The 15352-nt window shown below is 32.8% G+C and carries 10 protein-coding genes; 2 read left to right on the top strand and 8 right to left on the bottom strand.

The genetic code is table 11. From position 1 onward, the window contains the following. Window positions 1-4 precede the first annotated feature (4 nt). The gene (locus tag BMX10_RS12710) at window positions 5-1246 is read left to right on the top strand and encodes a lactate/malate family dehydrogenase (RefSeq protein ID WP_244272713.1); all 1242 of its coding nucleotides are present in this window, start codon (window positions 5-7) and stop codon (window positions 1244-1246) included. Beyond that, window positions 1243-2304 carry a flavodoxin family protein gene (locus BMX10_RS12705; RefSeq protein ID WP_090444831.1) on the top strand — a complete coding sequence of 354 codons (1062 nt, stop codon included), beginning with the start codon at window positions 1243-1245 and terminating at the stop codon, window positions 2302-2304. The genes BMX10_RS12710 and BMX10_RS12705 overlap by 4 nt, the downstream gene beginning before the upstream one ends. A gap of 120 nt (window positions 2305-2424) precedes the next feature. Here BMX10_RS12705 and BMX10_RS12700 read toward each other — a convergent pair whose 3' ends face one another. The 8 genes from BMX10_RS12700 to BMX10_RS12665 all read right to left on the bottom strand — a co-directional run bounded on the left by BMX10_RS12700 (window position 2425) and on the right by BMX10_RS12665 (window position 14976). Then, window positions 2425-3606, bottom strand: a complete 1182-nt coding sequence (locus tag BMX10_RS12700) for a SpoIIE family protein phosphatase (protein WP_090444828.1) — start codon at window positions 3604-3606, stop codon at window positions 2425-2427. Beyond that, a complete protein-coding gene (locus BMX10_RS12695) occupies window positions 3607-5316 on the bottom strand; it encodes a [Fe-Fe] hydrogenase large subunit C-terminal domain-containing protein (RefSeq protein WP_090444825.1) in 1710 nt (569 codons plus the stop codon). 238 nt (window positions 5317-5554) lie between these two features. Further along, on the bottom strand, window positions 5555-6409 hold the full coding sequence (locus BMX10_RS12690; RefSeq protein ID WP_090444822.1) for a bifunctional 5,10-methylenetetrahydrofolate dehydrogenase/5,10-methenyltetrahydrofolate cyclohydrolase: 855 nt from the start codon (window positions 6407-6409) through the stop codon (window positions 5555-5557). Window positions 6410-6759: 350 nt separating this feature from the next. Beyond that, a complete protein-coding gene (locus BMX10_RS12685; protein WP_090444819.1) occupies window positions 6760-7947 on the bottom strand; it encodes a metal-dependent hydrolase family protein in 1188 nt (395 codons plus the stop codon). Between the two features lie 135 nt (window positions 7948-8082). Then, window positions 8083-11010: an insulinase family protein gene (locus BMX10_RS12680; RefSeq protein ID WP_090444816.1), complete on the bottom strand. Its 2928-nt coding sequence runs from the start codon at window positions 11008-11010 to the stop codon at window positions 8083-8085. Window positions 11011-11111: 101 nt separating this feature from the next. Then, window positions 11112-12146, bottom strand: coding sequence for a homoserine dehydrogenase (locus BMX10_RS12675; RefSeq protein WP_090444813.1), 1035 nt, complete (start codon window positions 12144-12146; stop codon window positions 11112-11114). Window positions 12147-12166: 20 nt separating this feature from the next. After that, window positions 12167-12910, bottom strand: a complete 744-nt coding sequence (locus BMX10_RS12670) for a response regulator (RefSeq protein ID WP_090444810.1) — start codon at window positions 12908-12910, stop codon at window positions 12167-12169. Between the two features lie 266 nt (window positions 12911-13176). Beyond that, window positions 13177-14976 carry a diguanylate cyclase domain-containing protein gene (locus tag BMX10_RS12665; RefSeq protein WP_090444808.1) on the bottom strand — a complete coding sequence of 600 codons (1800 nt, stop codon included), beginning with the start codon at window positions 14974-14976 and terminating at the stop codon, window positions 13177-13179. Window positions 14977-15352 lie beyond the last annotated feature (376 nt).

Here is a 15352-nt window from a genome sequence, read left to right as displayed (position 1 = left end):
TAAATTGTACTATTACAAGCACTTAAATAGACTCTTATTCTCACTGAATCCATATAAAGAATTACAAACAATTAGTGAGGATGAGGTAATTCATAGTGATGCTATGATATACTATCTATACTCAATGAATCCCAAGAAGTCTAGAATGCATTTTGCTGTCTCTCATCCCTCTCTATTATCCATGAAACATGAGGGAATAAACCTGCTACAAATGACTTCAACTAGTAATAATAGTGTTCCCAACTGGTTATCAGAAAAAATTGAGAAAAAAAAAGTTATGGCTGTTAATACTGCTTATCTTAACTGGGAAAAAATTCTGTTAAGACAATCTCCAGCTAAGTGGAGGGTGAATATAGCTGGCTTAGGCGATGTAGGAGGAACCCTTCTAACAGGCCTTCGATTAATTGGTGGGGATTGTATTGATTCAATCGGTATATACGACAGAAATCCAGAAAAACTCATGCGCTGGTATTATGAAATCAATCAAGTTTATTCTCCAGGAAAGGCTTACTTCCCAGAAATTGATTGTATAGATATAGATTCATTATTTGATTGTGACATGTTTGTATTTTGTATTGCAAAAGCAGTTCCACCAGTCGGCACAGAAGTTAAAGACGTGCGAATGGTGCAATTCCAAGAAAACGCACAAATAATTAAAGAATATGCTAAAAAAGCAAGAAACAAAAATTTTGATGGAATCTTTGCTGTGGTTTCTGACCCTGTAGATTTGCTTTGTAAAGTTGTTTATAATGCCAGTAATCTAGATGAAAAAAATATTATGGATTATCGAGGGCTTGCACCAGAACAAATCAGAGGCTATGGCTTAGGGGTTATGCATGCTCGTGCCTTATACTATTCAAAAGAAAATCCTAAAACAATTCATTATGCTGAAGAAGGAAGGGCTTTTGGCCCTCATGGTGAAGATTTAGTCATTGCCGATAGTATACAGCACTATAATGAAACTCTATCTCAATATCTAACAAACAAAACAAAAACTGCTAATATAGAGGTTAGAAAAACAGGTTTTAAACCCTATATAGCTCCTGCGCTATCTTCTGGTAGTCTCTCTCTACTGGCTACTATTAAAGGGGATTGGCATTATAGTGCTACCTATATGGGAGGAGTATATATGGGAGCAAGAAATCGCTTGCTTCCAACTGGAACAGAAGTAGAATTATTAGAGTTGCCTGACCTATTATTTAAAAGACTAGAACAAACATATTATAAATTGGAGGAAATGGTATGATTTATTTAATTATGCCAGGTAAAAATTCTCAACAACTTTCAGCTATGGTTGATGTAGCTGTAAAAGGCATAGATACTACTATAGTAAAGAATGCAATAGATATTCCTGATTTAAAAAATAAAAAAATCTTATTTGCCGTGGAACTAAATGATATAGGTTATAATATAGGACTTCTGGAGATTTTAAACACCATATCTAAGAGGGGCAACAAAGCCTTACAAGGATCAACTGCTGGATTGTTAATCCATAGCGATAATGAATTATATACTAAAAGCGTTGCAAAATCAATAATATTTGCTGCTAATCAATTAGGCTGCAACTTTTTAGGGCATCCTTTAGTAGAGGCTACAGGAAGTCTAAATAACTTTTTAACTTGGCAAAAGTCATATTCTATGTCTCTTGAGGAAATTTCCTTAATGAGATCTAAACTTTTATGTGAAAGGCTTTCAAATTACTCATTTGAACCAATTAAACATCCTAAAGTTATTGCTTTGCATTCTAGCTCAAAAACTACTTCTAATACTTTAATGCTATGGCACATGATTAAAGAGCATCTTAAGGATTGTGATCTTGAAGAACTGCATGTTGAGAATGGTACAGTTTTAGATTGTATTGGTTGTCCTTATAATACCTGTAAACACCTAGGCATGAGAAATAGTTGCTATTATGGCGGCATGATGGTAAAGGAAATACTTCCTGCGATTGAGAAGGCCGATGTCATTGTCTGGGTGTGTCCAAATTATAATGATTCTATCTCTGCAAATTTAATGGCAGTAATTAATAGACTCACTGCCCTGTATAGAAAAATCAAATTCTATGATAAAACTATTTTTTCTGTTATAGTATCCGGAAACTCTGGAAGTGATGCTGTTGCTCAGCAATTAATTAGTGCTTTAAATGTAAATAAAGGCTTTAGGCTCCCTCCTTATTTCTCAATTATGGAAACCGCTAATGATCCTGCTGTGATTTTGAGTGTAGATTCTATAGAGAAAAAAGCTAGCGCCTTTGCAGATAATATTATGTCTTCTATTAAGCCCTCATCATCTAATACTTACTAAAATAAAGGCCTTCTATTTGAAAAATATGTTTAGAACCTTTACCAACCACATTTTAGTAAGAATTCATAATCTTAAAAATCATATAGCATCAGCTAGATTATAATTCTATTTACAATTCTATTAATAATAATGAATATTTACAATTTTACCTATCCTCCTTAAAATATTAATCATCTCTCCAATATTTTTAAATTTTGTATCCAGCCTATTTGATTGATCACCTTTTTTATGGGCCACGTTTAATGAATGTCCAAGAAAAAAATTTATATGGGTAGCTTCATTAAGTAGCTTATTAGCTAAGATACTGGCACCATTATTTTCCTTTAATTTATCTAAAATATCCTTAGATAACGGTTTATTTGTAAAATCTTTTAGGTATTCTAAGGCAAACTTCATGGTAATAGCACCTTCAGTGATTAATTCCAGACCCCGCATCTTAGAGATGGGGGGAATTTCTTCCGTTAAAGTGTTAATATCAATACTTATGTCTCTTTTTAGTTCTCTTGCAACAATATTAGCAGCCGTTCCTCCACAGACAATTCTCTTTCCTGGACTACTAAAAAAATTTTTCACGATTATAGGATCTTTTTCTTTTAATAAAGGCGGACCAGTAAAAATATTAATTATTTGTGGAGCCTTCATTTTTATAGTCAAAGCTGTTGCATCATCACTGGCTTGCCCATTATATAAATCGTAGCAAATACCAATCAAAGATTTAGAGATCATCATTGCATTATTTCGTCTATTGGTACATAAGTCCTGCAAGTATTTTGCTACATGATGCCATTCCCAGCCATAGTTTAGTATCTCTCCAACCCCAGCATGAATAACACCATCAGTAGCTACAATCAATTTATCCTCTTCATTCAAGCGAAACTTGATCTCTCTTATTTTTTTGTCATTAATTATTGTTATTTCACCATTAAATTTGATAATCTCTTTTTGCTTTCTTGAGTAATAAAAAACTGTTGGGTTATCAAGTTCAGCAATATAAGTGTCACCATTTTGTTTAACATAAACAATAGTAAAGGTTGAGTAAGCAATACCTCTTACTTTACACACTGGCAATGTATTGGTTATGGTATCCAAAACATCAGCTAAGTTAGCTCCATTTTTTAACATTGTAGCCGCTATTTTCACCGTTAAGGTTGCTAAGATATTTGCTTTTATGCCACTTCCTAACCCATCTGATATGACTACTATAACTCCTTCATCCATTCTAACTATTTCAACTTGATCTCCACAAGTGTCTTCATTCTTTTTGATTAATTGGTCATAACCTACTTCTATGAAGTAACTCATTTAACTATCACCTGACTTTTCTAATGTGATGTCTAAAAACTGTTTTAAAGCCACTCTTGTTTCTGCAGTGGTTTCACCTAATACACTACATATTTCTTGAGCTACCTTCATTTGTTTGGCTATAACTTTTTGTACCATCTCGTCTGTATTCTTCTTTACCTTGATTAATTCTTGTTCCTTTTCCTCTTCTTTAGTAATATCATTAAGTATCGCTAAGATGGTATCCTGTTCTTCAATATACAGCAAATTCTGTATTACAGTTAGGTTTTGCTGCTTTAGCTTAATTTTTTTCCCACAAATACTTTTCTTTGTTTCAAAAACTTTCTCATAATCTTTCTGGTCCAAAAGGTTTGATAGTTGAAGATCATCAGTATATTGTTTCTCTATATTTAAATGATTGATAGCTGCTGGATTAATACTGATTACTTTCAAATCTCTATTTACAAGCAAGTTATAATTTGGCGAATTTTCAAAGATTAAATTTGATATTGTTTCAGTTTTATTTCTAATATAGGGCAAACACATATCACTTTTATCCATGTCATTAAAGATAGCTATTGCTTTATCACGGCATGTGTCATAACCACAGGTGCCACAGTTTATCTCGTCACTTTCCTTATATTTTCCCATTAATTTTAATATTTTGCTTAGTTCACTAGTGTTTGGCTTCAAATTATGTACTTTTTTGTTGGAAAATTTTCTTTTAAATGACTCTTTAGTGTCTTGGGTGTTAATTAAATCCTGAGAGCTTCCACATTCGCTATATTGTTTCATCTGCTTTTTTCTAGTAAACAATTTTGTTTTACACTCATGAAATGAAGGTCCTTGAATACAACCATTCATACAAAAATTGATTTCTATAAAGGCTGGGTCTAAATCATCACTCTCTATGCTTGCTAGAATTTCTTTTGTATTTTCTAATCCATTAACTTTTATATAATTCATTTTTATAGATTTATCAGTGTTAATACTTATAAATCCTTCTATTGTAAATGCTTTAGCAAATTTAGATCCTTCCTGATCAAAAGATCCTGTTTCCAATTTATTTAGATCAATGCTGCTTGAAACTATCCATTCCTCCAGCTCTTGGAAGGTTAAAACAGCATCAACTATCTCCATAAAACCACTACGCTCTAGCTTTGCAGCTGTACATGGTCCTACAAATATTATTTTACTATTCTCTCCATATTTTTCCTTTATCAATTTAGCATGAGCGATCATTGGTAAATCTACAGCCAGCATATACTTGTTTAATTCAGGATAATATTTTTGCACCAACTGATTAATCCCTGAGCATGCAGAGGTAATATAATGCTTTTGATGCGTTCTATTATAAATTTTTAGATATTCATGATGCAGTACATCTATTGCTACTGTTACTTCTTCTGCAAAATTAAACCCTAGCTTTCTAAGGGCAGTTATTACTTTAAGATAATCATTTCCAAAGTATGCTGCAAAAGTAGGATCTAGGGAAGCAATTATTTTAGTATCGTTCTCCATCATTTTTTTCACTCTTGAAATGCTGTTTGGTATTTTTTTATTTTTTTGAGGACATATAATGAAGCATTTACTGCAGCCAACACACCTATCAGATGCTATTACTGTTCTGTTTTCTTTAAAGTATATTGCCTTTACCGGACAACTTCTAATACACTTATAACAATTTTTGCATCTATCTTTGGATAACGTTAAAGCTTTTTCATTATTCATTTCTTATATCCCCCACCTGTAGTATGATTTGTGCTATTCTTAATCTCTAATAGCATATGCTCATTCTAATTCTTACTATATTATCATTACCACTGTATTGTCAGTGCTGTTGCTGCCTTAAGCTTTAGAAGTTAAGCTTTTTAGTTTCTAAGTAAATACTGCATTATTCAAAAGGAAGAAGACTTCAATTTATACTAAACTTCATTATGTCGCTTCTCTATAGTGAATATCATCAAACCTATAAATTATTTTGTTGCTTACAAGCCTTTACAATATGTTTTGCCAAAATGGATGTTGTTACAGAACCAACACCTCCTGGTACTGGTGTAATCATAGAGGCTTTATCCTTTACATTATCAAAATCTATATCTCCACACATTTTCTCATCTTCATCTATATTTATGCCCACGTCAATAACTACTGCACTCTCCCCTACAAAATTTTCCTTTACAAATCTCCCTCGTCCTATTGCAGCTATTACTATATCTGCATTGCTTGAGATTTTATCTATTTCCTTTGTTTTTGAATGGCAGACAGTGACAGTTGCATCTTCATTCAATAGTAATAGTGCCACTGGTTTACCCACCACCATAGATCTACCTAATACTACAATGTTTTTTCCTTGGATATCTACATTATAATGCTTTAAAATCTCTACCACTGCTGTAGGTGTGCAGGGAGGAAAGCCAGTTTTATCTCCTTCTATCATCTTTCCAACGTTTATTGGACTTAAACAGTCTACATCCTTTTCTGGTGAAATCTCATACTTTACAATGCCTTCATCTATATGGTTAGGCAAAGGTCTAAAAATCAATATTCCATTTACTAGGTCATCATCATTTAATCTTTTTAGTTCTTTGACAAAATCCTTCTGTGTAACATCCTCTGGTAATTCTACTACTTCTGTTTCTATTCCAATTTTTTTGCACCTTCCAAGGGCTCCTTTTTCATAGGCTAAATCGTCCGGTCTAGTTCCCACCCTAATAATAGTAAGTTTAGGATTAATACTCTTACTCTTCAATACTTCAACTTCTTTAATAAGCTTTTCACTCATTCTATCAGCCACAGGCTTTCCTTTTATGATTGTATTCATTATTACCCCTCCATTTGATATAATAATCCATATGCTAAACTTCACTATTTATCTACATCATACTCTTGAAATTTCAGAATTTCATACTAAGTATAGTACTTGAAAATTTCTTATTTGGATACATGAATTATAAATGTCTATCCATCTCTATAGAAAAAAATATAGAAATGGGCTTCACTTCATAGTATCCAATAGTTGGGCAATAAACCAGAACCTCAAGGAGAATAGAAATGAAACCCTCTTTATATTTTTATTCGACAGTTAAACTCAATGTCCTTCAAATCAATCTCTTATTCATCACTCAAAGAAATGTAGGGTTATTGCAATAAAAACAATTGGTGACTTTTTCTTTATACTAACTTTCCTTTTTTATATACTTGATCTATGTTCATAACAGTTTCAATATTATCCAAAGGATTCTCTTTTAATACAACAAAATCTGCAACTTTGCCTACCTCTAAGGTCCCATAATCCTCCGCTATTCCTAAAAGCTCTGATGCAGTTTTTGTTGCCGAAACTATTGCTTCCATAGGATTCATAGCAGTATCCACCATAAGCTTTAGTTCATATGGAGCCCTTTCATGATAGTTAAAGGGAGTGCCTGCGTCAGAACCCATGGCTATCTTAACACCTGCATTTTTTGCAGCAGTAAAGCTTTGTAGGTGAGTATCTTTAATCTTTTTGGCCTTTTCGACGGCATATTCAGGTATCCCACCTGTAACACCGTGCTTTATAATATTATCTACTGCCGATAGGGTTGGTACCAAAAATACACCGTTTTGTAACATCATCTCTATAGTTTCATCATCTAAAAATATGCCATGTTCTATGGAATCAATACCTGCCAAAATAGCATTTTTGATTCCTTCCTTACCCTGGGCATGAGTAGCAGTTTTCCTACCTGCTTTATGCGCTTCTTTTACAGCTGCTTCTATTTCTTCTTTGGTCAGTTGTGGGGAACCAGGTTCTACACCTGGTGTCATTACCCCGCCAGTTGCCATTATTTTAATTATATCTGCACCTGCTTTTAACTGTTCTCTTGCTGCTTTTCTTACATCGTCTATACCATCGCATTCTCTACCCATTTGCCATCCATGCCCACCGGTCATTGTTAATAGCTTCCCGCTAACTAAGAATTCTGGGCCTATTATTAGACCTTCCATCCTATGCTTTTTAAGAGCAATATCAACAAAATCTTTTCCACCCAAATCTCTAAAATAGGTTATACCGTTTCTTAACATATTCTTTAAATTCAACATACCCTGTATAGTACTCTCTACAGTTGTTTGGTTTTCCAACGCTTTAGAAGTATCTCCAACCGGTGGAAAAAGCAAGTGTACATGACAGTCAATGATTCCTGGCATGATGGTTTTTCCATTATAATCGATTATTTTAGTATCTTCCTCAATGCTAATATATACCAATTTGCCTATTGCTTTAATCCTATCTCCTTCTAGCAACAAACCAGCTTGTTCTATTGGTGCCCTACCAGTGCCTTGAATAATTCTATCACACTTAATAAGTATTTTTTCCCCCATAATCATCACTCCATTTTTAGTGTAAAGTATTATTATACTCATTAATTATGAGGACTCTAGTTAGTACAATTAAAATCCAAAGAGTCCTCATAACGTTAGATCCTAATATTCTATAAAGTAATTAACCAGTATATATTACTTAAATATATCTACTAAGCTTTCAAAAATATCTTTACTTGCTTTAAGCCTACCTTCATTTCCAAGTACGCAAAGGTAGTTCTGGCTCATCACATCTTTGATTAGTTTTGCTAGGTTATTGATATCTTCTGGCTTGGTATTTAGTACTTCATCTCGTTCTCTTTGTGAATCTTCCTGCGATATTTTACTTATATATCGAGCTGTAGCTTCTTGACCCTTCATGGAAGGTGTTAATGGAGCATCCATTTTACTGATTGTGCCAATAATATACTTTGTCATTTCTCTATCATTAGCAGAAAACGCATCTAAATAACTATAGGCATCATCATATACCTTCAATGTTTTATCTAAATTTGGATCTCTATAAGAAGTAAAATATAGATTACCATTTCTGCTGAAACCAGCCATAGCTCCATAGGCTCCACCAGAAACCCTTACTTTGTTCCATAAATAATTTAGACTAATAATTGTCTTTGCCACCTGTAAGTGCCCTGTATATCGGTATCCTAGTTCATTAAAATTATAGGCTTTTGCCACATATTGTACTTTGCTGGAGGTTAGTAAGCCTTCATTTTTTGCTGTTAGCTTAAATTTATAGCTCTGCTTATCTAGCTTTTCATCACCAAGCTCTTTTAAAAGAGAATCAAAAGATGTCTTAAATTTATCATAATCCTTTTCTTCTATTGTTAAGCTTACCATCATATTGCTTTTATTAAAGAGGATTTTAGCTACTTTGGCCAAATTATCTTGAATTTCCTCTAACCTATTATCAAGATCCTCTTCTAAACCAGCAATAAACTCATAAAAATCAATTCCTGTACACAGTTCTTTATAATAACCTATTGGTGAAAAATAAGAAGTTACCCTTCTTGCTGCAACAATATGTCCATCCTGCATAATATTCATCTCAAGTCTAGACTTTGTTTCTCTAATGATTTCTTTTAGTCTTTTTGCTTCGTTATATCTAGTATTACCTAATAATTCTCCCAAGAGCTCAAACAGTTTTGGTATTTGTTTTACCAATGCACTTGATCTTACCATTAGTTTAGGAAAGTACTCTCCGTCATCATCCTTCAAGGAGTAGGCTTCTACCCGAAAATCAACTCCACCAGTATAGATATTTATTTCGTTGGATAAATCTTCATAATTATACTTTTCTGTACTAACTTTACCTAGAACGAAGCTTAGTAGACTGGCATATGGAATAAGTTGTTGGGGTACAACAGAAGCATCAAAAAGAAGATTCATATAAACAATCTCATTGGTAAACATAGAATGAAGGAGAACTGGTATATCAGCCTCACTTTTTTCTATTAATGGCAGTTTTTCAGCCTCCTTATCTATATCCTCTAAAGCAAGTAAAGGAATTCTTTCTAAGTCTTGAGGATCGTTAGCTTCCTCTTGATAACTTTTTAAAGCGGAGGTGCCTTCTACTAATTTTAGTAATTCCTCCTTAGATAATTTCGCTTTATAGTCCCTAAGCTTCTTCTTCACCTCTTCCTCTTTTTCTTGGGCTAATCCCTTTTTGGGCTTAACAATTAATAGGGATTGATGCTGATTGTTCAATAAGCTTTCTTCAATTAATTCCTCAAAATAATTGGTGGTGAGAGCAGTTTTTATTTTTTGCAATGTATTTTCATAGCCTAAATGTATCATTGGATTCTCGTCATAAAGCCAGCTTTCCATACTCTTCATGCAATAAATTAACCCTTTAGGATATCTTCCATAGTCCGCTTCCCTTAGTCTAAATTCGTGAATATTTATAGCTGCTTCTATCAGCTTTTTATCTATTCCTTTATCTACTAATTGTTGTAAGGTATTCCTCACTACATCCTTAAATTTATCTTTTTTCTCCTGGTTGGAGTTCTTAACAATAACACTTACCACAGGTTGATAGATACTATGATCATAGGAGCCAAAAACATCTTTTCCTAAATCTGCTTCTAAAAGCGCCTTTTTTAATGGAGCTGCAGGGGTTTCTAATAATAGGTAAGTTAATATATCAAAAGCCATATGCAACTCTGGATTTGTTGATTTTCCTACAACAAAGTTCATGCTAAGGAATGTTTTATTTTCTTCTTTTTCATTAGCTGATATAGAGTACTCTACCACACTTGTTTTAGGTTCTTGATATGGGGCTTGAAGACTAATCTGAGAATCTACTTCTATTTTGTCAAAATCCTTTAGATACTGTTCATTGATAAACTTTAAATGCTCCAATATATCCCCATTACCGTACAAATATATATAGCTATTTGATGGATGATATAATTTTTTGTGAAATTCTTCAAATTTATCCTGTGTTAGTTCTGGAATTATCTCGGGATCACCACCAGAATCATATTGGTAAGTGGTATCAGGAAATAAGGACTCCTGCATCTTCCTAAATAGTACTTGTTCTGGAGACGAAAAAGCTCCTTTCATTTCATTATAAACCACACCTTTATAAATAATTTCATCCTCTGGAGTTTCTACTTCATAGTGCCAGCCTTCTTGCATGAGTATTTCAGGTTTTTTGTAAATATTTGGATAAAAAACCGCATCTAAATAAACATCCATGAGATTTATAAAATCCTTATTATTTCTACTGGCAATTGGATACATTGTTTTATCAGAAAAAGTCATGGCATTTAAAAAAGTATTCAAGGAACCTTTAGCTAATTCTACAAAAGGATCCTTTGCAGGAAACTTCCTAGATCCACACAAGACTGCATGTTCTAAGATATGAGGTAATCCAGTACTATCTGTGGGAGGAGTTCTGAAGGTAATGGAAAACACTTTGTTATCATCATCATTTTGTATATAAAGCAATCGTGCTCCGCTCTTATCATGCTGAAAAACTCTTCCTATTGAATTTATTTCTTTGATTTCTTTTTCTTCCACTAGTTTAAAACCGTTATAACTTTGCCCTACTTCAAATATCATTAATTTATTACTCCCTTCCACTTGAATTTAATAAATAGCTTTTTATTGAATCTTTCCCTTTTTTTATCCTTTACATTCTATATAAATAGATTTTTGTTGCATTATCGAGAGAAATGATATCCTCGATGTATAATTATCAAGTCCCTTAATATAGATGCTGCAGCTGGGATAACACCAGAAGCTCCTCCAATAATTGTTAGGTCTCCTAATGTGTCTGAAGCATACCTAACACCTTTGTTTTTTCCATTTACATTAAATAGTGGATGATGATTATCTAGTATCTCTAATTGTACTGTTAGTTCTATTTTGTTATTCTTATTAGTAGCTTTACCAATAAGCTTGTATTTTTTTCCTTCTTCTATTGCTTTTTTTACAGATTCTAAGGTGATTCTAGTAATACCTTCTACTTTTATGTCTTCTAATTCTTTTTCTTGGTTCATTAATACATTTGTAAGAATTAACAGTTTTGTAGCTGTGTCCCATCCTTCCACATCTAGTGTAGGATCCGTTTCTGCTATACCTAAATGTTGAGCTGTTTTTAAAGCTAGTTCATAAGAAATATTTTTTTCTTCCATCTCTTGTAGAATAAAATTTGTGGTACCATTTAAAATACCTTCTATAGAAGTGATTTGTGAACCAGCCATATCTATCAGCCCACCATTAATGGTGGGTAAAGCTCCACCAGCAGTACACCCAATACAAAACTGTACATTGTTTTGTGCTGCCAATAAATTTAGCTGCTTATATGCCAATAATACTGGGCCTTTATTTGCAGTAATCACATGTTTCCCATTGGCTAACGCCCATTTAATATAGGTCATAGCTGGTTCAGCAGTTTTTTTATTGGTTGGTGTCATCTCTATCAAGACATCTATATCATGATTTTCTATTAGCAGCTGGAAATTAGCCTTTTTAGATCCTCCTCGCCTATACTGACTTATATCAGACTGATTTTCTAAAAAAACCGTCAAGTCTTCATAATCTATCCCTTCTGGATCATATATGCCTCCATTACTTTTTAAAATATAGATTAGCTTTATATCTAGACCTTCTAACATTAACTCTTTCTTTTTCTTTCTTAGCAATTGAAAGAATGCTTTTCCTACTCCCCCAAAACCTATTATAGCGATTTTCATGATTTTCCTCCTGATTTACATTAGTTAGATGCTATATAAAGTGAAAAAGTATCTTTTATAGATTCATAATCTTTACTTAATATATTAAATAGATTCTCACAATCATTCATCTGCTCAAGTTTACCTAACTCTTCAAGTTTTAGAGCAGACTGATAAATCGACTGTATATTCAGACATGCAGCTGCTCCTTTCAATTTATGTGCTTTTTTATATAGTGCTTTGCTATCTTTTAGATCTATGGCATTCTTTATTTCCTGTATTAATAATCCAGCATATTCTTTGCTAATAAAATCTCCCATCAACTCTTTTAACAACTCTATGTCACCGTCTAAATTATCTAAAACTTTTTCTAAGCCAATGATTTCATTATTATTGGCAAAAAGTATCTGTTGAATAACAGACCATAGAGTAGCTTCAGTAATTGGTTTTTTTATATATTCATCCATTCCTGCTTCAATACATTTTTGTTTTTCTTTAGATGTATCACTTGCAGTCATTGCTATGATAGGTGTATATTGTTTTCTATGCCTTTCCATCTCCCTTATTGTTGATGTAGCCTGTAACCCATCTATTTTAGGCATATTTAAATCCATAAGAATGATGTCGAATTTTTTTAGACTACATAGCTTTATTGCTTCTTCTCCGTCTGAAGCCAAGAAAACATTCCACCCTTTTCTTTCGAACAATGCATTTACTACTTTTTGATTTATTTTTTCATCATCTACTACAAGTACATTTAAAGATTTTTTGTGTTTTTCCTCCATAAAGTCCCCCCCTTATCCATACATAATAAATCTACTTTCACCTTGTATAAGTGACTGACTCAAAATCAAAGATTGCACTCTGTGAAAGTGACTGACCTAAAATCATAGATTTTAGTCATCTACTTTTAGTCATCTACTTTCACCTTGTATAAGTGACTGACTCAAAATCAATGATTTTGGTCATCTACTTAAAAAGGCGTTTTATCAACCAGTTTTGGTGATAGCCGCCTTCCTATACTCATATCTTACTTCTACAAAGCTTATATTTACTTTATATTATTCATAACCTTCAAGAAAATTTCTACTAATTTTGAATCAAATTGAGTTCCTGCACAGTTCTTAATCTCTTGTAATGCTTCATTAGGCTCCATTGGTTTTTTATAAGCTCGCCCATGAATCATCACATCATATGCATCTGCAATAGCTAAGATCCTAGATATAATAGGTATTTCTTCATTTTTTAGTCCCAATGGATACCCTCTACCATTCCACCATTCATGATGAAATAAGATGGCTTCTGCTATAGGTATTAACCTTTTTGAAGAAGATGCAATTCTGTAGCCTGTAACTGCATGTTGTTTTAATAAGTCCCATTCTTCTTCTGTTAACATAGCTGTTTTATTCATAGTTGTGTTGGATATAGAAATTTTACCTATATCATGAAATTCAGCTAACAACTCAAGCTCCTGTATACTTTTCTGTGACATCCCTATATAATTAGCAATTTGTAATGATATTTTTTTTATGTTATCAATATGTAATTTCGTCTCATGAGTTCTTTCCATTAAAGCATTTTTCAAGGAGTCTATAATCATTTCATGAGCTATTTTACTTTCAATTAGTTTGTTTTTATACATCTTGCTCTCAGCCTTTATTAGAAGCTGATTAATATCTTCATTCTCATTATTTTTGGTTATAGATCCTAAAGCAATACTTGTCTTAATTAGCCCATTGCCTTCCTGTTGACATGTCTTTTTTATGCGGTTGCATATATATTCAGTAGCTTCCTCAGCGGTTTTGGGGAGCAAAATAACAAATTCATCACCGCCCCATCGGGCAACTAAATCTTCATTTCGACAGCTTTCCTTAAGCTTCTGTGCAATGTTGATTAATAGCTTGTCTCCCTCTTTATGGCCAAAAACATCATTGGCTATTTTTAATCCATTGATGTCTCCAATAATAATGCTCAATGGTAATTGACGCTTTACATTAATACGTTTTAACTCCTCTTCAAAATAAGCTCTGTTATAAAGTCCAGTTAATTTATCATAGAAGGTTAAATATTTCAGCTTCTCTTCAGAATTTTTGCGCTCAGTAATATCTGTCAATAATGTTGACAGATATCCTTGTTGAGGACTGCTAATAGTAATAGAAAACCATCTTTTGGCGTATTCAAGATAATATTCTTTTATATGTAATTTTACACCATCTGCAGCTGCTTCCCCATATACATTTATATCATTTAAAAAGCTATTATATTTTTTATCACTAAAAATTTCTTTTATACTACGGTTAATAACATTTTTTCTATTTATACCTAAAGATTTTATAAAAATATCATTCACTTCTAAAAAAATATAGTCTACAGGCTTGTTGTTGCCATCGAAAACTATTTTGTAATATGCAAATCCATCAAACATATTATCAAATATGTTCCTATACTTGACTTCATGTTCTTTAGCCTTTTTTTTCATCATATGTGCATAGGTAATCATTTCAATATTGGCATATAAATCTCTTTTGCGAAAAGGTTTTACAAGATAAGCAAACCCTCCTGTTACTTTTGCTTTTTCTAATGTATCATCATCTGATAGTGCAGTTAAATAAATTATTGGTATATCAAAGGAGGTGCGAATTTCATTTGCTGTCTCAATTCCATTCATATCTCCTTCTATTTCAATATCCATTAATATTAAATCTGGTTCATACAAGAAACAAGAACCCACGGCATCTTCACCAGTAGCAACTATATCAACTACTTCATATCCTAAGCTTTGTAAACTCTTCTTAATTGTCTTTGCCGTTATTTGACAATCTTCTACAACCATAATTCTAGTTTTTTTCATGCTCTCACCTGACCTTTGAGAAGATAATCTTTTTCTATCAACATTTGCTTTTACTCGCCTTCAATATTGCATACAACTATATTATCATAATTATTTCTTTATTTTCAATATTACAGTAAATTATTATGATTAAATTATTATATGAAGTTGAAAGCCTCGCTTTATTATTCGCGAGGCTCATTAACCAATCTAGAGTTTTGTATACTTTCCTTCATTCTCCATTGAAACAAATAGCTTCTTAAGTCCCTGACCTTCCCTGAAAATATAAAAACTTTCATTCCTCCACCTCCACTCAATATGCCAAAACACCCTCTTGGTATGTTGTTTGAATTCTTGTTAATCCAAGGATAATCCAAAGGCTACATAAATTGCTTGG

Source organism: Natronincola peptidivorans (assembly GCF_900111615.1).
Taxonomy (GTDB): Bacteria; Bacillota; Clostridia; order Peptostreptococcales; family Natronincolaceae; genus Natronincola_A; species Natronincola_A peptidivorans.
The sequence above is the reverse complement of the archived record's forward strand: the minus strand, read 5'-3'. Positions and strand labels throughout refer to the sequence as shown.